The sequence below is a fragment of the Sinorhizobium glycinis genome (genome assembly GCF_001651865.1).
GTDB classification, from domain to species: domain Bacteria; phylum Pseudomonadota; class Alphaproteobacteria; order Rhizobiales; family Rhizobiaceae; genus Sinorhizobium; species Sinorhizobium glycinis.
In genome coordinates, this window is record NZ_LPUX01000068.1 from 15,274 (window position 1) to 35,601 (window position 20,328).

Genomic DNA, 20,328 nt, shown 5'->3' on the forward strand with positions numbered 1-20,328 from the left:
TGCGGGATCAGCCGTGATTTTCATGTTTCGGGGTGATCTGGGTCTTTGCGTCCTTGGCTTTGGTCCAATCGGGAAGCTCGCCCGTCCACTCCCAGGCCTGGGTTCCGGGCGGGTTCTCGTACCAGCCGGGGTCGGCGTAATCGCCGGCCGAGATGCCCTCGCGCACCTTGACGACCGAAAACATTCCGCCCATCTCGATGGGGCCGTGCGGGCCCCAGCCGGTCATCATCGGGATGGTGTTTTCGGGGATTTCCATCTCCATCTCGCCCATGTCGGCCATGCCTTTGGTGCCCATCGGCATGTATTCCGGCTGGAGCTTCCTGATCTTTTCGGCGACCTTCTTCTTGTCGACGCCGATGAAAGTCGGGATGTCGTGCCCCATGGCGTTCATCGTATGGTGCGACTTGTGGCAATGGATCGCCCAGTCGCCGAGGTACTTGGCGTCGAACTCGTAGGCCCGCATCGCGCCGACAGGAATATCGATACTCACTTCCGGCCATCGCGCCTCCGGGCGCACCCAGCCGCCGTCGGTACAGGTGACCTCGAAGTCGTAGCCGTGCATGTGGATCGGGTGGTTGGTCATGGTCAGGTTGCCGACCCGGACGCGGACCCGGTCATTTTTGGAGACGACGAGCGGGCTGATGTCCGGGAACACGCGGCTGTTCCAGCACCACATGTTGAAGTCGGTCATCTCCATGACCTTCGGCACATAGGAGCCGGGATCGATGTCATAGGCGTTGAGCAGGAAGACGAAATCGCGGTCCACTGGCATGAACTTCGGGTCCTTGGGATGGACAACGAAGAAGCCCATCATCCCCATCGCCATCTGCACCATTTCGTCGGAATGCGGGTGGTACATGAAGGTGCCGGACTTCACGAGATCGAATTCGTAGACAAAGGTCTTGCCGACCGGGATATGCGGCTGCGTCAGGCCGCCGACACCGTCCATGCCGGATGGCAGGATCATGCCGTGCCAGTGGATCGTCGTGTGCTCCGGCAGCTTGTTGGTGACGAAGACGCGCACCCGGTCGCCTTCGACCGCCTCGATGGTCGGGCCCGGCGACTGACCGTTATAGCCCCAGAGATAGGCGGTCATGCCCTCGGCCATCTCGCGCTCGACCGGCTCGGCGACGAGGTGGAACTCCTTGACGCCGTTGTTCATCCGGTAGGGCAGGGTCCAGCCGTTGAGCGTGACGACGGGATTGTAGTCGGGGCCGGAAGTCGGCTTGAGCGGCGGCTGTGTCTCCGCCGTTTCCATCACCGCCGCCTCCGGCAGGCCCATGTTGGAGGTCTTCGCCCAGGCGGCGGTCGACACCAGTGCGGCGCTCGCGCCGAGCAACTGTCTTCTGTTGAACATTGTCTGTTCCTTTCTCAATGACCAACGCCGCCGCTCTCAGTGGCCGCCGCGACTTCCGTCTCGCCGGAGGCCGCGCCCGCGCCGCCCCCATAGATCGCAGGAGCGAGGTTCGCCTCGGCCAGCCAGAAGTCGCGCTTCGCGTTGACCGCGAGCAGGATCGAATTGACCTTGTCGCGGCTGTCGGCGAGCAGTTCGAAGGTGTTGGTGATCATCGCGTTGTAGGTGAGGAGGGACTCCTCCTCGATCTTGGTGCGCAGCGGCACGACGTTGTTGCGGTAGTGCCGGGCGATGTCGTAGTTGGCGCGGTAGGCCTGATAGGCGGAGCGGGCCTCGGAGCGGACGTTGACGGCCTTCTCCGCCAGCAGGTTCGCCGAGCGCATGTAGGCGAGTTCCGCCTTGCGCATGCGCGCCTTGCCGCTGTCGAAGATCGGGATGACGAACTCCAGTTCCGCAATCCCGGTCGTCTCGGTCTCGACGTCGCCGTCCTCCTTCTCCCGTTCGGTCTCGAAACCGGTCAGCAGTTCCAGGTCGGTGACGTAGCGGGTCGCTTCGGTCAGCTTGTAGGACTTGGCGGTCGCATCGAGATCGAGCTTCGCCATCTGCAGGTCGATGCGGCGCTGCAGCGCTTCCGCCTCGATCAGGTCGCGCTTCATCAGGCCCTTTGGCAGCGAGGGCAGTCGGTTCGGAACCTGGTAGTCGATGTCCGAGCCCCAGAGTCCCATCAGCCGCGTCAGTTCCTCCTTGGCGAGCCGGGCCTCTAGTCGCGCCTTTGCGGACTGCCCGGCCAACTCGGCGTAGAAGACGTGCTCGCGGGCCTGAGAGCCTTTCGTCATCGCTCCGGATTCGCCGAGCTTCTCAGCAAGTTCGGAGGCGGCATCGGCCGCTGCCTGCGCCTGGTTGAGCTGGCCGACCGTTTCCCAGGCGGCGACGGCATTGATCCAGGCACGACGCGTGTCGGCGGCGAGTTGCAGCGTCCGCAGTGCCGCGCTCAATTGCGCCTGCCGGAACCGGGCGTTGGCGATGGCGACGTTCCGCTCGCGCGTGGCGAGCGCCAGGATGTTGGCGGCGATTACGCCCTCGATGGACCTGAAGGCCTCGATCCCCGGCGCTCCGATGCCGTTGAAGCCGATGGCGACGGTCGGATTGACCAGCATGCTCGCCTGCCAGGCGTCGGCGGACGAATCCCCGAGGTCGGCATAGGCTGCCTCCAGCCCCTTGTTGTTGAGAAGCGCGACCTGCACCGCCGTCTCGACATCGAGCGTCTTCTTCGCCATCAGCGTTTTCACCCGGTCTGAGACGACGCGGGCCTGCTGCTGGTTCTGAACCCAGACGGTTGTCTTGCCCGTGGCCTCGGCGGTCTTCGCCTCTACGGAGGAGAACCCGGCGTTCTTCGCCGCATATTCGGTGGCCGAGACGCAGCCGCCGAGCAACAGCGGCAGAGCAAGCGTCGCGGCAAGTCTGATCCTGGCGTTCATCATGACGCGTCTCCTTCCGGAGCCTGCGCGTCATTCTGGTTTCGCCACGGCTTGGGATCGACCGGAACACGATGGGTGTAGCCCGAGACCGGGCTCGTATACCTAAGCGGGCGGACTTTGACCTCAGAGGCGGCGAGGTCGCCCGAAGCAATGACATCGGGAGGCAAGGTGGTGGTGCATCCGCTGGCAAACAGCGGCAATGCGACCACGTAAAACAAAGGTCTCATGGTTATATCCGAATAGGAATTGCAGCGGCGCTGGCGAGCGAATCACGCTCACAGACGCACGGATTCGACCCGCAAGCGGGTGAGTCCTATTCAGATATTCGGTGGGCGATGCAGCGGTGGAAGTTCGCCGTTTGCATGGGCATCGTCGACGAATTCGCGGATGGACGCGACACGCGGCCCACCAACCGTCTCAGCGTCGGTGACGATGGCCATGCTGGCGCAGAAGCCCTTGCAGCACTCCGTCTTCACCAGCTTTTGCGTGTCTTCAGGGGAGAACTGGTCGTGATCGCCATGGGCATGACCGCTACCGACGACCTCGTGATGGTCGCCATCAACGGCATCATGTTGGTCAGACTGGGAAATTTCACGCCATGCATGGCGGCGGAAGCGGTCGGCAACGAGTATCCCGCCAGTGACACGACGATCACCAAGCGCATGAGAATCAGCATTTTCTGCAATGTGATTCGAAACATACCCATGCCCCGAGGACTAACATCGGTCCCGAAGTTGTCAATTGTCAGTTCGTATAGATACGAGATTCGCGTCTATTATGTGGCACCGCAGCGAACCGGCCGCGCCGTCGATTCGATACTGAATATGGGTGTAATGGTTCCAACGATGGTAAGGTCAAGCGAGAAAATCTCGAAAGCTTGTCAGGAGTGGCGAAGACGTTTAGGCCCAATCGTGTCCTGCACTGCCGTCAGCCGGAGCTATCCAACCTTGCTTTAATCGAATCCATCTGCTCGATCTCCTTGCGTTGCCCCTCAGAAATCTTTTTGCAGAGATTGACCAGTTCCTCGTCCATGAGATTTGCTTCGCGACACATCAGAATTGCTCCCGAGTGGTGCGGGATCATCGAGGCGATGAACTGATCGTCGTCGATCCTGGCCTGCATGCGGGTTCCCGCAAGTGCCACGACGAAGAGGGCAGCCAGGACGAAATAAAGGGCCAAGTTCAGGCCCTTGTTCCTGTACATCCCTCCCATTGTGGCCAGCATGATGACGCCCATCGGAGCGACCATCGCCAGTGCCATGTAGAGCGTGTTGAGATTGTTGCGGAAATCGGCCCAGCCGTCGATCATCGAGAACATCACCAGGTACATGACGACAAGGCTGAGCACCACGTTGACGGCGAACATCAGGTAATGCTGCTGTGTCGTGTCATCGTGCGGCATCGAATGGCTGTCGTGCTCTTTCATGACGATCCTCCGCTCAACCGGATGCCTTAGGAACCAGCCGGTCGGTTGTTCGTTCCATCAAAAGCGGTCCTTGATTGCGCTCTTGCAACCCCGGTTTTCTGGTGCGCGTAGGGCGCACCTTTTGTGCGTCTCGACCGCACCATCAAAAGATAAACAAGCGCCCGTAACCAGATGGTTGGACGGGGTTTTTTATGCCTTCAGGCGTCCGCGCATGGACTGCCCGATGACCTCGGCCGTCAGCGACCGCAGCTCGCTCTCGTGCATACGGGCGTCGGTTTCCTCCCGAATTCGTTAGCAAGCGCCCGGCTAGGCTACTCACGATGTCACCGTTCCTACACAACATTGTTTACCGCTAAATTCGTGGAATCCTAAAAAAAAAGTCGGCGAAACGCCGGGTTTTGGTTATGCTCCTATTGTCATGACGGATTCGCGAGAAGCGCCGGCATGACGGGGTGACAGAGCGACGAGTCTTGCGGAATGGCGTTCTCAATCCTTGGATTGGGCGCCGATCGATCGGTCCCGAACTGATGTGCGGATGTCGTCGTGAGCTGCTGCTTCGGCATCCGTTTACAGTGCCGGTTAAGAAGGAACTTTGAAGTCAGCAAACCGTTCACTTGAAGCAATAGCCGTCTGGCAGCTATCCCGGTTCAACCAAGCGGCTTGCCGCGGGAGAGCACGATGCAAAGGAGTGAATCTGACGTCTTCGACCTCTTTTCGGAGATCTATACGAGTGCAGCGCAAGAAGAGATAAGTCTTCAGGAATATCTCCTCGCATGTCGCGACGACAAGAGTATGTACGCCACCGCACAGGAGCGGATGGTGGATGCCATTGGAGAACCGGTCCTCGTCGACACCAGCGCTGACGAGCGTCTCGGCCGAATCTTCGCCAACCGAACCATCAAGATCTATCCGGCCTTCTCCGATTTCTTCGGCATGGAAGACACGATCGAGCGGATCGTCGGTTACTTCCGCTACGCTGCTCAGGGTCTCGAAGAGCGCAAGCAGATTCTCTACCTCCTGGGTCCGGTCGGCGGCGGCAAGTCGTCGCTTGCGGAGCGGTTGAAGAAGCTCATGGAGCAGCGGCCGATCTATACGCTGATGGTCGACGGCAAGATCAGCCCGGTCTTCGAATCTCCATTGGGCCTGTTTCACCCCGAGCGCATGGCCGATCTGCTGGAGGACAAATACGGAATCGCAAGGCGAAGGCTTACCGGCCTGATTTCGCCCTGGGCGGCCAAGCGGCTCGATGAGGTGGGCGGTGACATATCGAAGTTCAGCGTCGTCAAGCTGACGCCGTCGCGCCTGCGTCAGGTCGCCATCGCCAAGACGGAACCTGGAGACGAAAACAACCAGGACGTCTCCTCGCTCGTCGGCAAGGTCGACATTCGCCAGCTCGAGAACTACAGCCAGGCGGACCCGGACGCCTATTCCTATAGCGGCGGCCTGAACCGTACGTCGCAGGGGCTGCTCGAATTCGTGGAGATGTTCAAGGCGCCGATCAAGGTCCTGCACCCGCTCCTGACGGCGACCCAGGAGGGCAGCTACAACGGTACGGAAAACTTCGGTGCCTTCCCGTACCAGGGCACGATCCTGGCGCACTCGAACGAATCGGAATGGCTCCAGTTCAAGAACAATCGCAACAACGAGGCGTTCCTCGACCGCATCCTCGTGGTCAAGGTTCCCTATTGCCTGCGCGTCACCGAAGAGAAGATGATCTACGAGAAGCTTCTCCGCGAGAGCGAGCTCTTCAACAATCCTTGCGCGCCGGAGGTGCTGGAGATCCTGAGCCGCTTTACGGTCTCCACCCGGCTCGTCCCGCACGAAAACTCGTCACTCTACACGAAGATGCGCGTCTATGACGGCGAAAACCTCAAGGATGTCGATCCGAAGGCGCGCTCGGTTCAGGAATATCGGGACGCCGCCGGCGTCGATGAAGGTATGACGGGTGTCAGCACGCGCTTTGCCTTCAAGGTCCTGTCGGAGACCTTCAACTACGATACGAAGGAGGTCGCAGCCGATCCCGTTCACCTGATGTACATCATGGAACAGGCCATCAAGCGCGAGCAGTTTGCGAAGGAAACGGAAGCGGCCTATCTCGACTTCATCAAGTCGGAACTCGCCAGCCGCTATGCCGAATTCATCGGCCACGAGATCCAGAAAGCCTATCTGGAATCCTACAGCGAATACGGCCAGAACCTCTTCGACCGCTACATCGCCTATGCCGATGCCTGGCTCGAGGACCAGGACTTCAAGGATCCCGACACGGGTCAGATCCTCAACCGCAAGATCCTCGACAGCGAGCTGTCGCAGATCGAGAAGCCGGCGGGTATTGCCAACCCGAAGGACTTCCGCAACGAAGTCGTCAAGTTCACGCTGAGGGCCCGCGCCAAGAACCACGGCCGCAACCCGTCCTGGACGAGCTACGAAAAGCTCAGGGAAGTCATCGAAAAGCGCATGTTCGGTCAGGTCGAGGACCTCCTGCCGGTGATCAGCTTCGGTTCCAAGAAGGACAGCGCGACCGAGAAGCAACATGCCGAATTCGTCCAGCGCATGAAGGAGCGCGGCTACACCGAACGGCAGGTGCGCCGATTGGTCGACTGGTACATGCGCGTGAACAAGGCAGGTTAAGGGTGCGGTTTGCGAGGGGCAGCACATGCCGAACTTTATCGACCGCCGCCTCAACCCGAAGGACAAGAGTCTCGGTAACAGGCAGCGCTTCCTGAAGCGCGCGCGCGAGGAACTGAAGCGGGCCATCAAGGAACAGGTCAAGTCGGGAAAGATCGCCGACGTCGACGCCGAACACAACGTATCGATGCCCGCCCGCGGCGTCGGCGAACCCACCTTCCAACCGGCCGGCGACACCGGAGAAAGGCAGTACGTCCTGCCCGGCAATCGCGAGTTCGCGGCGGGGGATCGTCTCCCCAAAAGGGGTTCCGGCGCGGGTGCCACGGGCGCGGGTGCCGGAACCGGACAGAGCGAGGACGAGTTCCAGTTCGTCCTCTCGCGCGAGGAGGTGCTCGATCTCTTCTTCGAGGACCTCGAGCTTCCCGATATGGTCAAGCTCAACCTCAAGGAATCCGTCGCCTTCAAGCGGCGCCGCGCCGGCTTTGCCGCGACCGGCTCCCCCACGAACATCAATGTCGGCCGCACGATGCGCAACAGCTACGGCCGCCGGATCGCCCTGCATCGGCCGGCGCGAAAGGAACTGGAAGCCATCGCCGAGGAGATCGCCAGGCTGGAGGCGGGGCCGAAGGCCGGCGCGAAGCACCAGCAGCGCCTCGAGGAACTGCGCCAGACGCTGGAAAAGCTGGAGCGGCGGCGCCGGCGCATCCCCTATGTCGATCCGGTCGACATCCGCTTCAATCGCTTCGAACCGCAGCCGCTGCCGAATGCCAGCGCCGTGATGTTCTGCCTGATGGATGTTTCCGCTTCCATGGGCGAACGCGAGAAGGACCTTGCGAAGCGCTTCTTCGTGCTGCTGCACCTCTTTCTGAAGCGGCGCTACGACAGGATCGACATCGTCTTCATTCGCCATACGGACGAGGCAGGCGAGGTGGACGAGAACACCTTCTTCTACAGCAAGCAGAGCGGCGGGACGATCGTCTCGACGGCGCTCGAAGAGATGCTCCGCGTCATTCGCGAGCGTTACCCGGCGCGCGAATGGAATATATATGCCGCCCAGGCTTCGGATGGCGAGAACATCTCCGGCGACTCGGAGCGTTGCGCGTCGCTGCTGCACGATGAACTGATGCGGCTCTGCCAATATTACGCCTATGTCGAGATCATCGACGAGCGCGAGACGGAGATTTTCGGCACGACCGACAATGGAACCTCGCTCTGGCGTGCCTATCGGACCGTGGATGGCGAGTGGCCGAATTTCCAGATGACCCGGATCGCCAAACCGGCCGACATCTATCCCGTCTTCCGGAAACTCTTCGGCAAACAGCCGGCAGTGCAAGTGCGTAAGTGAGAGGCGACCCGGATGCAAAGAAAAGGTGCGGCTTCAAACCTCCTGTTTGAGGGCTCCGACTGGAATTTCGAGACGCTCGCGCGTGCCTATGATGCGATCGAGACCGTCGCGCTCGAGGATCTCGGGCTCGACGTCTATCCCAACCAGCTCGAGATCATCTCCTCCGAGCAGATGCTCGACGCTTATTCCTCGGTCGGCATGCCGCTGATGTACCAGCACTGGTCCTTCGGCAAGCGCTTCGTTTTCGAGGACCATCTTTATCGCAGAGGCCGGCGGGGTCTCGCCTACGAGCTGGTCATCAACTCCAATCCCTGCATCACCTATCTGATGGAGGAAAACACCATGGCCATGCAGGCCCTGGTGACGGCGCACGCGGCTTTTGGACACAATCATTTCTTCAAGAACAATTATTTGTTCCGGCAATGGACCGATGCCAGCGCCATCCTGAGCTACATGGAGTTTGCCAAGAAATACATCATCAAATGCGAGGAGCGTTACGGGACCACGGCCGTGGAAGCCGTTCTCGATTCCGCCCACGCCCTCATGGATCAGGGCGTCTTCCGCTACCGGCGGCCTCCGAGGCTGTCGTCGGAAAAGGAGCGGGAGCGGACGCGCGAAAGACTGGAATACGAGGAGCAGACCTTTAGCGACCTTTGGCGGACGCTTCCGACGACGAGCGAGAGCAGCGACCCGGACGCCGTCGAACGCGATGTGTCGGAGCGCAAGAAGGCCCTCAACCTGCCGGAGGAGAATCTTCTCTATTTCCTGGAGAAGACCAGCTTGATCCTCGAGCCCTGGCAACGGGAAATCCTGAGGATCGTCCGTGTCATCGCTCAATACTTCTATCCACAGCGGCAGACCAAGGTGATGAACGAGGGATGCGCGACTTTCGTTCACTACTCCATCATGAACAATCTCTTTGATCAGGGGAGAATAACCGAAGGCGCGATGCTGGAGGTTCTCCAGAGCCATACCAACGTCGTCTTCCAGCCGTCTTTCGACGATCCGCGCTTTCCGGGGATCAACCCTTATGCGCTCGGCTTTGCCATGATGCAGGACATCGAGCGGATCTGCGTCGATCCGACGGCCGAAGACCGCGACTGGTTCCCCGAGATCGCCGGCAGCGGCAACTGGCGCGAGACGTTGCTCGACGCCTGGGCGAACCACCGCGACGAGTCCTTCATCCTGCAGTATTTGAGCCCATCGCTGATCCGCAAATTCAGGCTGTTCCTGTTGTCGGATGAGGCGGACGAGAAATATTGCGAGGTCGCCTCGATCCACAACGAGCGCGGCTATGAGGCCATCCGCGCGGCGCTTGCACGCAGCTACGACATCGGCGCGAACCAGCCCGACATACAGGTCATGGATGTCGACCTGTTGGGCGATCGCCATCTGCGGCTGCAGCACAATGTCAAGAATGGCATTCTACTCGAGGAGGCCAGCCGCGACGCCACGCTTCGGCACGTTCGCCATCTGTGGGGCTATGAAGTCAGCCTCGCCGGAGTTGAAGCCGAAACGGGCGAAACACTCTATGAGTGCTCGACGGCGGATATAGAGGAATAGTCAGCCCGCACGCAAGGCGCGGGCCAGTGCAAAGGAATCGCGATGACTTCGGGGTGAAATCATTGCGACCGAGGGGGCGGTCACTTCTCCGTACCGTCGGGCGAAACTTGCTGCATTTCTCCGCCGGTTCCGCTTTGCGCGGTCGGATCCCGGTCGGTCGGCGCGGGTATAGCCGGCGTGGACTGATCTTGATTGATGCTGCCCGTTTGTTCAGTCGACGGGGCGGGCTGCATCTGCTCCGTTTGCGTCGTTTGATCGCTGTCTACGCTTTCCCCCCAAATTTCGACCGCGCCCCAAACGACGAAGGCAAAAAGGAGCCCGCCGAGGAGTACGGCCAGTATCGCCGTGCCGCTGCGGCCCTGCTTCGCCTCCACAGCCGAAAAACTCTCTCTTTCGGCGTCATGCGTCGCGGTTTCCGGATCGCCGCGTTCATCGAGGTATTTGGCCATGGCATCGTCTCCTTAGGTTTCTCCTTGGAGAACGGGCCCGGCATCGCAATGTTCCGGGGAGTGCTGATGCCTGTCGTCCAAAAAGCGTGCAGCGGTTTTGGGATAACGACATGCACGAAAACAAAGAGCTAAAGCGCGCCGCGTGAATGCGGCCACAGTAGGCGACAGTAGCGTAATTGGGCTTGGCGGATGCTTTTTGCCCTCATCCCTGTGCTTGTCACAGGGATCCTGCAGCGCCGCGTTCGCGGCGCGAAAGAGACTTTTCAGCCCAAGGACTTGGGCTGGCTGGATTCCTGTGTCGAGCACAGGGATGAGGACGGAGGAAGGGCCCAGCCGTACCGCCCGAGAAGCCCACGAGGCTGCCGTCGTGTACAGTGGAATGCGGCGCGCCTTAGTCGCCCAAGGAATCGACCATGCTGCGGCGAATGAGCTTGTAGGTGTGATCGGGCTGAACCTCGTAGGTCTCGTAGACAGTTCTGCCCTGGTGCAGGAACCGGTTCTGGATCTTCGTGCCCGGCGCGGCCTGCGTTTTGCGGGACGAGGCCGTTTCTCCATAGGTGAGGCTTCCGGGAAGCGGCTCGATATCGGGTGTGGCGGTGCATCCCGCGAGCGCTATGACGCAGAGGAGGGTGAGACGCAATTGCTTCATCGCATGTCCTTCGGTTTCATTCCGGGATCGCCGTGTTCGGCTCTAATGTCCGATTCGCCGGTCGCTACGGGCTCTCCGGGAGTGCCGCGACCCTACTGCATGTTTCCTAGAATCGGAACCGATTTCAGGATAAAAACATGCAGTATTTCAAAGAGCTACAGCTTGCTTTGCGCGTCTGAAAGGGCGCGCGGCGCTGTAGTGAACCGGAAGCCGCAGCGTAACCTTGGCGCGCCAGTAAGGTGTCAGGCCAGCTTTTCGAACCGCTTCACCGCCCGTTCACGCTTCAGCCTCGACAGTCGACGGATCCAGAAGATGCCGTCGAGCTGGTCGATCTCGTGCTGAAGGCAGACGGCCATCAATCCACTTGCCTCTTCCTCGAGCGTCTCGCCGGAAACCGTCTGGTAACGGACACGAACGCTGTCCGGCCGCTCCACCTCTTCGGAAATGCCGGGCATCGAGATGCTGCCCTCGCTGTGGCGCGCCGTTGCTTCCGACTGCCAGACGATCTGCGGATTGACAAAGCACTGCGGGCCTGCCTGCCGGTCCAACTCGATCACCGTCACCCGTTGCAGGACGCCGATATGCGGCGCGGTGATGCCAATGCCGGGAGCCGCACGCATCGTCTCCGTGAGATCGTCGACGAGGCTACGAAGGTCCTCGTCGAATCGACTGACCGTTTTGGCGCTCATGCCGAGCGTCGGGTTTGGGAACCGGATGATTGGTCGGATAGCCATGCGGATACTCTCTTGCTGCGCCGTGCATCTTTTCAGACGCAAGCTCGCTATAGCGTTTGCAACGCTGCTCCTCAAATCGGCTGCGATTTAAGCAAACGCGCAGTAGCGTAAGTGCCCGTCTTGTCGCTTTCGGGCGGGGCCGGCAGGCCTTACTCCTTTCACTTTTTTCATGTGCATTTGCAACAGCTTGGAGAAAAGGTCCGCGGGCCGGCGTCGACGTGTGGACCTCGACCGAGCTTTGCGCTAGCAGGGCTATGGGCTGTTTTTGCGCGGGTTCAGGCGGCAATTTTTTGGAGGGCGCGTCCATGAGCGGTACAGGCGACGACGATCGCGGTTCCGAAGAAATCGCTGCCTTTGAAGGTTCGGACATCTATGCCGATGACGGCTCGGTACGTTCGGATTTCCTGATGCATGTCGGTGCCGCGATCGCGGATCGCGACACGATTTATCTCCGCAAGCACGTCGCCGGCCTTCACGCGTCCGAACTGGGCGACCTGCTCGAGGCGATCCAGCCCGAGCAGCGTCTGGCGCTTGTCTCGCTGCTCGGAAAGGAGTTCGACCTCGCGGCGCTGACCGAGGTCGACGAGGCGATCCGCCTCGATATCGTCGAGCACCTGCCGAACGAGCAGATCGCCGAGGCGATCGGCGAGATGGATTCCGACGATGCGGTCTATATTCTCGAGGATCTCGATCAGGAGGATCAGGAGGAGATCCTCGCCAAGCTGCCCTTCACCGAGCGCGTTCGGCTGCGCCGTTCGCTCGATTACCCGGAAAGCACCGCCGGCCGGCGCATGCAGACCGAGTTCGTGGCGGTGCCGCCGTTCTGGACGGTTGGTCAAACGATCGACTACATGCGCGAGGACGAGGATCTTCCCGACAGCTTCACGCAGATCTTTGTGATCGACCCTACCTTCAAACTGCTCGGCACGGTCGACCTGGATCGGGTGCTGCGCACCAAGCGCTCGGTGAAGATCGATGCGATCATGCGTGACACCAGTCACGCGATCCCGGCGGAGATGGACCAGGAGGAGGCGGCCCAGCTTTTCGAGCAGTACGACCTCCTGTCGGCGGCCGTTGTAGACGACAACGGCCGGCTGGTCGGGGTTCTGACGATCGACGACGTCGTCGACGTCATACAGGAGGAGGCCGAGGAGGATCTGCTGCGCCTGAGCGGTGTCGGCGACGAGGAACTGTCGGACTCGGTCGCCGAGGCGTCCCGCTCACGCGTTCCCTGGCTGTTCGTCAACTCCATGACGGCCTGCATATCCGCTTCGGTCATTGGCCTCTTCGATGCGACGATCCAGCAGATCGTCGCGCTGGCGATCCTCATGCCGATCGTCGCCGGCATGGGCGGCAATGCCGGCTCGCAGACGATGACGGTAACGGTGCGAGCGCTCGCGACGCGCGGCCTCGATATCCACAATGCACCGCGCATTATCCGCCGCGAGGCGGGCGTGGGTCTCTTGAACGGCATGATCTTCGGCAGCTTCATCGGCCTTGTGGCGGGCCTCTGGTTTCAAGACGTCCATATCGGCGGCATCATCGCAACGGCCATGTTGATCAACATGATGGCTGCCGCGTTGGCCGGTATCCTCATCCCGCTTCTGCTGGACAAGTCCGGCGCCGACCCGGCAGTCTCCTCCGCGGTCTTCGTGACGGCGGTCACGGATATCACCGGCTTCTTCAGCTTCCTCGGCATCGCCACTTGGTGGTTTCATGTCACATGAAGGGAGCGTGTTTGACTTTTACGTCAAAGTCAAAGATATTGAGCCTGTGATTGGATGGAATGGCGGGCGTGAACAAGTATTATAGCATCACGGAATTGACGCGGGAATTCGGTATCTCGACCCGAACGCTGCGCTTCTACGAGGATGAAGGTCTCATCCATCCGGAGCGCCGCGGACGCACGCGCCTGTTTCGACCGGCCGATCGGCATCTGATCAAGGAGATCCTGCGCGGCCGGCGAATCGGTTTCACGATCGCGGAAATCCGCGAGATCATTCAGGTCTACAAGGATCCACCGGGCGAGATGGGCCAATTGCAGCTCCTGATGAAACGCGTCGAGGAGAAGCGCGAGGACTTGCGGCAGAAGCGCAAGGATATCGAGGATACGCTTGCCGAGCTCGACAATGTCGAGGAAGCATGCCTGACACGCCTGGCCGAGATCGGCGTCGGGACGTAACCGCAATAATCTGCCGCACGTCGAAAAGGTGGCCGCGCGCCGCCTTTTTTAGTTGCCGCCGTTCAGATCCAACGCGTCGTGTGGCGGCAGTAACGTTCGAATTCGAAGCCGAAGCGCGAGAGCAGGTGTCGCTCCTCGTTGCGGACGGCAATCAGCGTCGTCAGGGCGACGGCAACGATCCCCATGACGAAAAACCAGGGATTGAGGGTGATCAGGCCCAAGCCGACCATCGCGACGGTATAGCCGAGATAGATCGGGTTGCGGGTGAAGCGGAACGGACCGGCGGTGACGAGGCAGGTTGCGCAACGGTGGGGAAGCACCGTCGTGTGGCGGTCGAGCAGTGTCTTGACGGCCCAGAGACCGAGTGAGACCGCCAGAAGGACCAAGGAGCAGCCTGCAAGCCACGGTACCCAACCGTGCCCGTGGGCGACGGGGATGGGAAAAACGCGGTCCAGCGCCAAGGCCGCCAGGGCCGCCGCGCCATAAAGGAGCGGAGGCCATGGAAAATTCAGCGGCTTGGCACGATAGGCGTTCATGTCCTAGTCCCCCGACTGTGCTTCCATTGTGCATTGAGTGGCGATTCGCGCAATGCGTTCATCCGTCCTCAAGTCAATCTTCCCCTGGTTTAAATCCTCGAACAGGTTCTGTTCTTTCAGCCGGTCGAGCGTGCAGCCGCAAAAGGCGCTGCACGAGATAGCCGCTTCTTGGCTGCTGCAGGCTTGTTCGCAGTTCAGGCGATAGGCCTGCGCCGGATCCGGCACGGGAGCGGGAACGACGAGGGAAAAGGCATAGACGAACCCGATGAGCAGCGGCTGGTGTAAGAGGTATATGGCCAGACTGTGACGCCCGCCGAAGGCGAGCGGCCTGATCCACAGCTTGCGAAACCCTTCATCGCGTTGCGCGGATCGCCACCGGGCTGCGAGCATCGGGTGAAGCAGCTTTGCCGTGCCGAGGCCGAGGAGAAACGGCGCCAGCCACGGCAGCATCGGTACGTAATCGTTGGAACGTGGGATATTTTCGGAGAGACCGACCCACCAGAGTGCCGGCGTGTCGAAAAAGGCCGAGCGCAGATAGAGAGGCGCGGCAAACGCTGCGGCGGCGGCCAGGAAGGAAACGGGCGCCGGGAGCCGCAGGAAGAGGACGCCGACGAGGCTTGCCGCCGCGATCGCATGGAGAATGCCGAAAAAGATGAAGGATTGGGGAAAGGCGAACCAGGTGGCGATGCTGATGAGCGCCGCCGCACCGGCGATCCTGGCGAAACGCAGGAGGAATGGGCGCGCGCGGAATTTCGGGCTGTGGCCGAGCACCAGGCTGTAGCCGGCGAGAAACAGGAAACTGCTGGCGATCAGCCTCGCGAAGAGCCTCCAGCCGCCGGTGCCAGCCGTGCCAGCCGCAACGTAGCCGAAGAACTCGAGATCCCAGGTGAAGTGATAGATCGCCATGGCGACCAGGGCGAGACCGCGCAGCGCGTCGAGGAGATCAATTCGGCCGGACCTCGCCACACTCGGCCGCTGAGCCGGCGTTTCGTCGATCGTCGTCGCAGAAGTGTCGGGCATGGTCTTGCCGTTCCGTCGGGTAGAAAGGGAGTGCGCGCGGCATTTCGCAGTCGCGCCGCGATTATGTTGAAAAGAAGGCTGATGCGCGGCACCAAACGCCTCTGTGCTGGTGATCAACAGCCTACGAGAGTTACATGATTTATTGCACGTCTGCGATCAGTGCATCGCGTGCTTCGGAGAAGAACTGTCTGCGCGTCAGCACGAAAATCACGAAACTGGTCAGCACGATGAAGACATAAGGGCTGATGAACCAGCCGAGATAGCCGATCGACAGGAAGATCGCCCTCAGCCCGGCATTGAAATGCTTGGCGGCGAGGATGTTCATTCTGATGGCTCTCTCGGCGGCCCGTTCGGCGGTCTGGCGGTCGCGCGTCATGTCGGCCGTCATCGGAATACCGCCCATCAGGATGGAACAGTAGTTGAACAGTCGATAGGACCAGCCGAACTTGAAGAAGGAGTAACCGAAAAGGCAGGTAAGCCCGCCGACCTTCAGCTCGAATCCGGCCCGTCCGCCGCGAAAAATCTGCGGCAGGTCGTTGAAGATCATCTGCACCTGTTCGGTCGCCCCGAGCAGCGCAAAGCAGCCGCCAAGCGCGAATATTGTCGTCGACGCGAAAAAGGCGGTGCCGGCCTGCAGGCCGGCGATGATCTGCGTGTCGATCATCTTCAGGTCGCGGTTGAGGGAATTGCGAATCCACCTCGCCCTGTTCTCGTTCATCAGGCGCGTCAGGCTGACGCGCTTGAAATTGCGCCTTCCGTCAGTCGCCCAATTGAAGCTTCCCCACAGCAGGATGAAGATGCAGAGCGCGATGTAATCTTCGATTGTCATGCACGTCTTTTGGCACGGCCGTTCGAAAATGCAAGGTCGCCACGCCCGACCGACTGGTTGCGGCGAGGCACTCGGGTTCACGATGTCGCACGAACAAGATCGGATGTCGGTCGGTCGCCTGATCGATCGGCATAGGATCGCATAGGTTTTCACCCTATAAAAGGATGAACGGACCCGCCTCCGAAAGGATTCGCGGTCGGTTTGTACATCTTCGACGGGGCTTTGGTCCGCGCAGGCGCGGGAGCCTTGTCAGCTGGGGCAGGCAAAATCCATGTTTCTTTCCGTCTTTGACGTTTTCAAGATCGGTATCGGTCCTTCGAGCTCGCACACCATGGGCCCGATGTCGGCGGCGAACCGGTTCCTCGATCTGATCCTGTCGGACGAATGGCCGCGGCCGTCGCACGCCGCCGTCGAGGCCATCAAGGTCAGCCTGCACGGTTCTTTGGCCCATACGGGCATCGGCCACGGGACGGGCAGGGCGGTGATCCTGGGGCTGATGGGCGAACGGCCTGATCTGGTCGATCCGGACCGGATGGATGCCGTCATCGACGAGGTGGAGCGGACGGGCCGCATCACCCCACCCGGACATCCCGCCTATGCTTTCCAGCCGAGGACCGACCTCGTCTTCGACAAGAAAGTCCCGCTGCCGGGCCACGCCAACGGCATGTCCTTTTCCGCCTTCGACCGCGATGGCCGGCTGCTGCTGAAGCGGGTCTACTATTCGATCGGCGGCGGTTTCGTCGTTACCGACACGGAGCTCGAAGCAATGCGGGCGACCAAGAACAAGCCTGCCGGCGTCAAGGTTCCTTATCCCTTCTCCACCGCCCAACAGATGCTCGACATGGCGGCACGGTCCGGACTGACGATCGCCCAAATGAAACGGGCGAATGAGGAATGTTCGATGTCGAGGGAAGAGCTCGACGCCGGTCTCGATCGCATCTGGTCGGCGATGAACGCCTGCATCGATCGGGGCCTCAGTCAGGACGGGATCATGCCGGGCGGGCTGAAGGTCCGCCGGAGGGCGCGCGCGATCCACGACAAATTGCAGGAGGAATGGCGTTCCAACAAGACCAATCCGCTGCTCGCCAACGATTGGCTGAGCGTCTATGCGATGGCCGTCAATGAAGAGAATGCCGCCGGCGGCCGGGTGGTGACCTCGCCGACGAATGGCGCGGCCGGCGTTGTGCCGGCGACCATCCGCTATTACCTGCATTTCCATGAGGACGCCGATCAGGAGGGTATTCGCGACTACCTTCTGACCGCCGCCGCGGTCGGCGGCATCATCAAGCACAACGCCTCGATCTCCGGTGCGGAGGTCGGCTGTCAAGGCGAGGTCGGCTCGGCTTCCGCAATGGCGGCGGCGGGTCTCGCGGCGGTGATGGGCGGCACGCCGGAACAGGTCGAGAACGCGGCCGAGATCGCGCTGGAGCACCACCTCGGCATGACCTGCGATCCGGTCGCGGGCCTCGTGCAGGTGCCTTGCATCGAGCGCAATGCGCTCGGCGCCGTGAAAGCGGTCACCGCTGCGTCGCTTGCGCTCAAGGGTGACGGCAAGCATTTCGTGCCGCTCGATGCCTGCATCGAGACGATGCGGCAGACCGGGGTCGACATGAACGAGAAGTACAAGGAAACCTCCACCGGCGGTCTTGCGGTCAATGTCGTGGAGTGCTGAGGCCGAGGCGGCTTTTGTGGACGAATCCGCTCAATCCGCTTGACCGCGACCGGGGGACGGGTGTTCAAGCAATGCCATGGCTTTGCATCTTATAAAGCTCTGCGTCGGCGCTGAATCCGTCGAAGACTTGCGCGAATGGGTTTCACGCAAGGCGCTGGCGGCTGTCGCTGCGGGGCAGGAGCCGCATTCCTTTCACACGACCCGGATGGTTCCGAAACGTACGGAAGACCTTCTGGCCGGCGGTTCGCTGTACTGGGTGATCAAGGGTTACGTGCAGGCACGCCAGCCGCTGATCGGCGTCGAGACCTTCACCGATAACGAGGGCATCGGCCGATGCAATCTTATCCTCGGGCCGCAAGTGGTCGAAACCGAACTTCAGCCGCGCCGCGCTTTCCAAGGCTGGCGGTATCTGGAGCAAAAGGAGACGCCGCGCGATCTCGCGTCGCTCTCGTCCGATAGCGGTGAAATGCCGCTCGAACTGCGGCGTGAGCTGGCGGAACTAGGCCTCTTGTAGCAGGCACGCGCCACAATCAAAGCGCTGACCGCTTGTCAGCCGATCCGAATTCTCAAGGGATGCTGGCGACCGGCTGCCGTGACGTGCAGGTGTATGCCCGCACGCGGTTGGGTCGAACGCCAGGCGCGGGCGCCATGCGTCAGCAGCAGGGCCACCAGATCCCGCGTCTTCGCTTTGGAGCGGTTGAGTCCGACATCTGCTATGCGCATGGCCGCCTCGTGGAGCGGATGCAGGCCGATGCGCGAGGCCTTTTCCTTTTTTCCCGGCATCGCAGTGATGCCGGGGACATTCTCGTTCACTGCCATGACAAACCTCGTTACGCTGTACTATTTCCGAGGAGGACGGCCGGAAAACAGCATCCGGCCGTGGCTGTCACTGCTGGCTGGCCCAGCAGGCGAATCCCTTCTTCTTCAAGACTTTGCAGGCGTTGACCGCCTTGTTCTGATCGTCGAACCCGCCGAAGCGCGCCCGGTAGACCTGCGCCGCACCGTCGCCGAAAGCCACCGTGAACGGCGTTGCGTCGCGCAGCACCTTGCCGCCTTTTTCCTTGGCATTGCCGAGGAGGGTCATGGCCTGGGCCTTGTCGGCCGTTGCGCCGATCTGGATGACCCAGCCCTGCGGCTGAATCTCCGCTTCCTGCCTTGCCTCGGTGCCAGCCGATGCTTCAGCCTTCGCGACCGAATTGGTGATCTGCGTATCGACCTCGGCAGAGACAGCTGCCTGTCGGCCGAGTTTGGCGTTTTGGGCGTCGAGCGTGTTCGGCGCCACCTTGGCAGCAAGGACCGGGTTGTCGGAGGCGGGTTTTGCGGCCGCATAGGCCATCTCGACGCTGCCGGCGCTTTCTCCACTGTATCGGAAATCCGGTACCGGGCCGGTATTCGGCAGGTCCGAAGCTTGCGACGCGCCAGACGCGGCTGCAGCGACGGTTTGCGCCTCGACCTCGGCGACGGCCGTTTCCGCGACGGTTTCGACCGGAGTTGCCGGTGCTTCGGCGATCAGGTTGCCACTGCCGCGACGGGAGGCGGCCGGCATGTACTTGGCGACCAGCTTGCGCATCTGCGCGTCGCGGGCACCGCCGGACGTCCCGCCCAGCACGACGGCGACGATACTGCGGCCGTCGAGTTGAGCGGAGGTTACCAGGTTGAAACCCGAAGCGCGCGTATAGCCGGTCTTGATGCCGTCGACGCCTCGTACATTGCCGAGGAGGCGGTTGTGGTTGCCGATCGTCTGCTTGCCGAACCGGAAGCTGCGGGTCGAGAAATAATCGTAATATTGCGGGAAATGCTGCCGCAGGGCGAGACCGAGCCGGGCCTGATCGCGCGCCGTCGTCTTCTGCTCGGTGTTCGGCAGGCCGTTGGCGTTGCGATAGGTCGTGCGCGTCATGCCGAGGGCGCGCGCCTTGTTCGTCATCATGCGGGCGAAGCGCTGTTCGGATCCTCCGAGCAGTTCACCCAGCGCCGTCGACGCGTCGTTGGCCGAGCGCGTGACGAGCGAAAGGATCGCCTGTTCGACGGTGATCGATTTGCCGGCGCGGACACCGAGCTTCGACGGCGGCTCCGCCGCCGCCTTCTTGGAGAAGGGAACCGGTGTGGATTTGCTGATCCGGCCGGCTTCGAGCGCCTCGAAGGTCAGATACAGCGTCATCATCTTGGTCAGTGAGGCCGGATAGCGCAGCTGGTCCGCATCCTCGCCGTAAAGCACCTTGCCGGTCTTCGCATCGACGACGATCCCGGCATATTTCGGATTGGCAAATGCCGGCACCGAGAGGGCCATGCTGGCGACGACGCCAGCGAGGACAAGCCGTCCTACCAGCTTTGCAAAGCCGCCGAGCGGACGTTTCGCGAGATCAAAAAAAACGGATCGGGACACTGCGTTGCTCTTCATTCTTATGTCATGGGTGTCGTCCGGGACGCCGTCTCCGGATGCGACCGTTCCCGAGACAATATCGGGATA

The 20,328-nt window shown here is 61.2% G+C and carries 19 protein-coding genes and 1 pseudogene; 7 read left to right on the plus strand and 13 right to left on the minus strand.

Annotation, left to right across the window (positions count from 1 at the left end; all coding sequences use genetic code 11):
• Nucleotides 1–7 precede the first annotated feature (7 nt).
• The 5 genes and pseudogenes from AU381_RS26515 to AU381_RS26530 all read right to left on the minus strand — a co-directional run bounded on the left by AU381_RS26515 (nt 8) and on the right by AU381_RS26530 (nt 4,257).
• Nucleotides 8–1,357: a multicopper oxidase family protein gene (locus AU381_RS26515; protein ID WP_064244583.1), complete on the minus strand. Its 1,350-nt coding sequence runs from the start codon at nt 1,355–1,357 to the stop codon at nt 8–10.
• Nucleotides 1,358–1,371: 14 nt separating this feature from the next.
• Nucleotides 1,372–2,835 carry a TolC family protein gene (locus tag AU381_RS26520; RefSeq protein WP_064244584.1) on the minus strand — a complete coding sequence of 488 codons (1,464 nt, stop codon included), beginning with the start codon at nt 2,833–2,835 and terminating at the stop codon, nt 1,372–1,374.
• A complete protein-coding gene (locus AU381_RS29265; RefSeq protein WP_082910383.1) occupies nt 2,832–3,059 on the minus strand; it encodes a hypothetical protein in 228 nt (75 codons plus the stop codon). Before AU381_RS29265 ends, AU381_RS26520 begins: the two co-directional genes overlap by 4 nt.
• 90 nt (nt 3,060–3,149) lie before the next feature.
• Nucleotides 3,150–3,538, minus strand: a pseudogene (locus AU381_RS30965) (hypothetical protein).
• Nucleotides 3,539–3,759: 221 nt separating this feature from the next.
• Entirely contained in the window at nt 3,760–4,257 is a 498-nt protein-coding gene (locus AU381_RS26530) for a DUF305 domain-containing protein (protein ID WP_064244585.1), read from the minus strand.
• A 678-nt stretch (nt 4,258–4,935) separates the two neighbouring features.
• On the opposite strand from AU381_RS26530, the gene AU381_RS26535 reads away from it, so the two are divergent.
• Genes AU381_RS26535 through AU381_RS26545 form a run of 3 tightly spaced genes read left to right on the plus strand, consistent with a single transcriptional unit; the run spans nt 4,936 to nt 9,790 of the window.
• Complete coding sequence (locus AU381_RS26535) at nt 4,936–6,885, plus strand: PrkA family serine protein kinase (protein ID WP_064244586.1); 1,950 nt, start codon at nt 4,936–4,938, stop codon at nt 6,883–6,885.
• Between the two features lie 25 nt (nt 6,886–6,910).
• A complete protein-coding gene (locus AU381_RS26540; RefSeq protein ID WP_064244587.1) occupies nt 6,911–8,227 on the plus strand; it encodes a YeaH/YhbH family protein in 1,317 nt (438 codons plus the stop codon).
• Between the two features lie 12 nt (nt 8,228–8,239).
• Complete coding sequence (locus tag AU381_RS26545; protein WP_064244588.1) at nt 8,240–9,790, plus strand: SpoVR family protein; 1,551 nt, start codon at nt 8,240–8,242, stop codon at nt 9,788–9,790.
• A gap of 80 nt (nt 9,791–9,870) precedes the next feature.
• Here the strand turns inward: AU381_RS26545 and AU381_RS26550 are convergent, their stop codons facing one another.
• The 3 genes from AU381_RS26550 to AU381_RS26560 form a co-directional block, all read right to left on the minus strand.
• Nucleotides 9,871–10,239, minus strand: coding sequence for a hypothetical protein (locus tag AU381_RS26550; RefSeq protein ID WP_064244589.1), 369 nt, complete (start codon nt 10,237–10,239; stop codon nt 9,871–9,873).
• 391 nt (nt 10,240–10,630) lie between these two features.
• Nucleotides 10,631–10,888, minus strand: a complete 258-nt coding sequence (locus tag AU381_RS26555; RefSeq protein WP_064244590.1) for a hypothetical protein — start codon at nt 10,886–10,888, stop codon at nt 10,631–10,633.
• A 242-nt stretch (nt 10,889–11,130) separates the two neighbouring features.
• Nucleotides 11,131–11,622, minus strand: a complete 492-nt coding sequence (locus tag AU381_RS26560) for a peptide deformylase (protein WP_064244591.1) — start codon at nt 11,620–11,622, stop codon at nt 11,131–11,133.
• A 305-nt stretch (nt 11,623–11,927) separates the two neighbouring features.
• Between AU381_RS26560 and mgtE the strand changes: the two genes are divergently transcribed.
• Complete coding sequence (gene mgtE, locus AU381_RS26565) at nt 11,928–13,349, plus strand: magnesium transporter (RefSeq protein ID WP_064244592.1); 1,422 nt, start codon at nt 11,928–11,930, stop codon at nt 13,347–13,349.
• A gap of 59 nt (nt 13,350–13,408) precedes the next feature.
• Nucleotides 13,409–13,804, plus strand: a complete 396-nt coding sequence (locus AU381_RS26570) for a MerR family transcriptional regulator (RefSeq protein ID WP_064244593.1) — start codon at nt 13,409–13,411, stop codon at nt 13,802–13,804.
• A 62-nt stretch (nt 13,805–13,866) separates the two neighbouring features.
• On the opposite strand, the gene AU381_RS26575 is transcribed toward AU381_RS26570, so the two are convergent.
• The 3 genes from AU381_RS26575 to AU381_RS26585 form a co-directional block, all read right to left on the minus strand.
• Entirely contained in the window at nt 13,867–14,340 is a 474-nt protein-coding gene (locus AU381_RS26575) for a methyltransferase family protein (protein ID WP_064244594.1), read from the minus strand.
• A 3-nt stretch (nt 14,341–14,343) separates the two neighbouring features.
• Nucleotides 14,344–15,360 (minus strand): heparan-alpha-glucosaminide N-acetyltransferase, encoded by a 1,017-nt coding sequence (locus AU381_RS26580; RefSeq protein ID WP_064244595.1) that lies wholly within the window; start codon nt 15,358–15,360, stop codon nt 14,344–14,346.
• A 139-nt stretch (nt 15,361–15,499) separates the two neighbouring features.
• Nucleotides 15,500–16,189 carry a DUF599 domain-containing protein gene (locus tag AU381_RS26585; protein WP_064244596.1) on the minus strand — a complete coding sequence of 230 codons (690 nt, stop codon included), beginning with the start codon at nt 16,187–16,189 and terminating at the stop codon, nt 15,500–15,502.
• 271 nt (nt 16,190–16,460) lie between these two features.
• Between AU381_RS26585 and AU381_RS26590 the strand changes: the two genes are divergently transcribed.
• The gene (locus tag AU381_RS26590) at nt 16,461–17,861 is read left to right on the plus strand and encodes an L-serine ammonia-lyase (RefSeq protein ID WP_064244597.1); all 1,401 of its coding nucleotides are present in this window, start codon (nt 16,461–16,463) and stop codon (nt 17,859–17,861) included.
• 76 nt (nt 17,862–17,937) lie between these two features.
• Nucleotides 17,938–18,375 carry a DUF1489 family protein gene (locus AU381_RS26595; RefSeq protein WP_064244598.1) on the plus strand — a complete coding sequence of 146 codons (438 nt, stop codon included), beginning with the start codon at nt 17,938–17,940 and terminating at the stop codon, nt 18,373–18,375.
• Nucleotides 18,376–18,410: 35 nt separating this feature from the next.
• Here AU381_RS26595 and AU381_RS26600 read toward each other — a convergent pair whose 3' ends face one another.
• Both AU381_RS26600 and AU381_RS26605 read right to left on the minus strand, forming a co-directional pair.
• Nucleotides 18,411–18,680 carry a hypothetical protein gene (locus AU381_RS26600; protein WP_064244599.1) on the minus strand — a complete coding sequence of 90 codons (270 nt, stop codon included), beginning with the start codon at nt 18,678–18,680 and terminating at the stop codon, nt 18,411–18,413.
• Nucleotides 18,681–18,747: 67 nt separating this feature from the next.
• Nucleotides 18,748–20,265 (minus strand): D-alanyl-D-alanine carboxypeptidase, encoded by a 1,518-nt coding sequence (locus tag AU381_RS26605; RefSeq protein WP_064244600.1) that lies wholly within the window; start codon nt 20,263–20,265, stop codon nt 18,748–18,750.
• Nucleotides 20,266–20,328: the final 63 nt, after the last annotated feature.

Bases quoted from the DNA above. Each gene is read 5' to 3' on its own strand.
- AU381_RS26515 (WP_064244583.1), bottom strand. From the start codon at position 1,357: ATGTTCAACAGAAGACAGTTGCTCGGCGCGAGCGCCGCACTGGTGTCG.
- AU381_RS26520 (WP_064244584.1), bottom strand. From the start codon at position 2,835: ATGATGAACGCCAGGATCAGACTTGCCGCGACGCTTGCTCTGCCGCTG.
- AU381_RS29265 (WP_082910383.1), bottom strand. From the start codon at position 3,059: ATGAGACCTTTGTTTTACGTGGTCGCATTGCCGCTGTTTGCCAGCGGA.
- AU381_RS26530 (WP_064244585.1), bottom strand. From the start codon at position 4,257: ATGAAAGAGCACGACAGCCATTCGATGCCGCACGATGACACGACACAG.
- AU381_RS26535 (WP_064244586.1), top strand. From the start codon at position 4,936: ATGCAAAGGAGTGAATCTGACGTCTTCGACCTCTTTTCGGAGATCTAT.
- AU381_RS26540 (WP_064244587.1), top strand. From the start codon at position 6,911: ATGCCGAACTTTATCGACCGCCGCCTCAACCCGAAGGACAAGAGTCTC.
- AU381_RS26545 (WP_064244588.1), top strand. From the start codon at position 8,240: ATGCAAAGAAAAGGTGCGGCTTCAAACCTCCTGTTTGAGGGCTCCGAC.
- AU381_RS26550 (WP_064244589.1), bottom strand. From the start codon at position 10,239: ATGGCCAAATACCTCGATGAACGCGGCGATCCGGAAACCGCGACGCAT.
- AU381_RS26555 (WP_064244590.1), bottom strand. From the start codon at position 10,888: ATGAAGCAATTGCGTCTCACCCTCCTCTGCGTCATAGCGCTCGCGGGA.
- AU381_RS26560 (WP_064244591.1), bottom strand. From the start codon at position 11,622: ATGGCTATCCGACCAATCATCCGGTTCCCAAACCCGACGCTCGGCATG.
- mgtE (WP_064244592.1), top strand. From the start codon at position 11,928: ATGAGCGGTACAGGCGACGACGATCGCGGTTCCGAAGAAATCGCTGCC.
- AU381_RS26570 (WP_064244593.1), top strand. From the start codon at position 13,409: ATGGCGGGCGTGAACAAGTATTATAGCATCACGGAATTGACGCGGGAA.
- AU381_RS26575 (WP_064244594.1), bottom strand. From the start codon at position 14,340: ATGAACGCCTATCGTGCCAAGCCGCTGAATTTTCCATGGCCTCCGCTC.
- AU381_RS26580 (WP_064244595.1), bottom strand. From the start codon at position 15,360: ATGCCCGACACTTCTGCGACGACGATCGACGAAACGCCGGCTCAGCGG.
- AU381_RS26585 (WP_064244596.1), bottom strand. From the start codon at position 16,189: ATGACAATCGAAGATTACATCGCGCTCTGCATCTTCATCCTGCTGTGG.
- AU381_RS26590 (WP_064244597.1), top strand. From the start codon at position 16,461: ATGTTTCTTTCCGTCTTTGACGTTTTCAAGATCGGTATCGGTCCTTCG.
- AU381_RS26595 (WP_064244598.1), top strand. From the start codon at position 17,938: ATGGCTTTGCATCTTATAAAGCTCTGCGTCGGCGCTGAATCCGTCGAA.
- AU381_RS26600 (WP_064244599.1), bottom strand. From the start codon at position 18,680: ATGGCAGTGAACGAGAATGTCCCCGGCATCACTGCGATGCCGGGAAAA.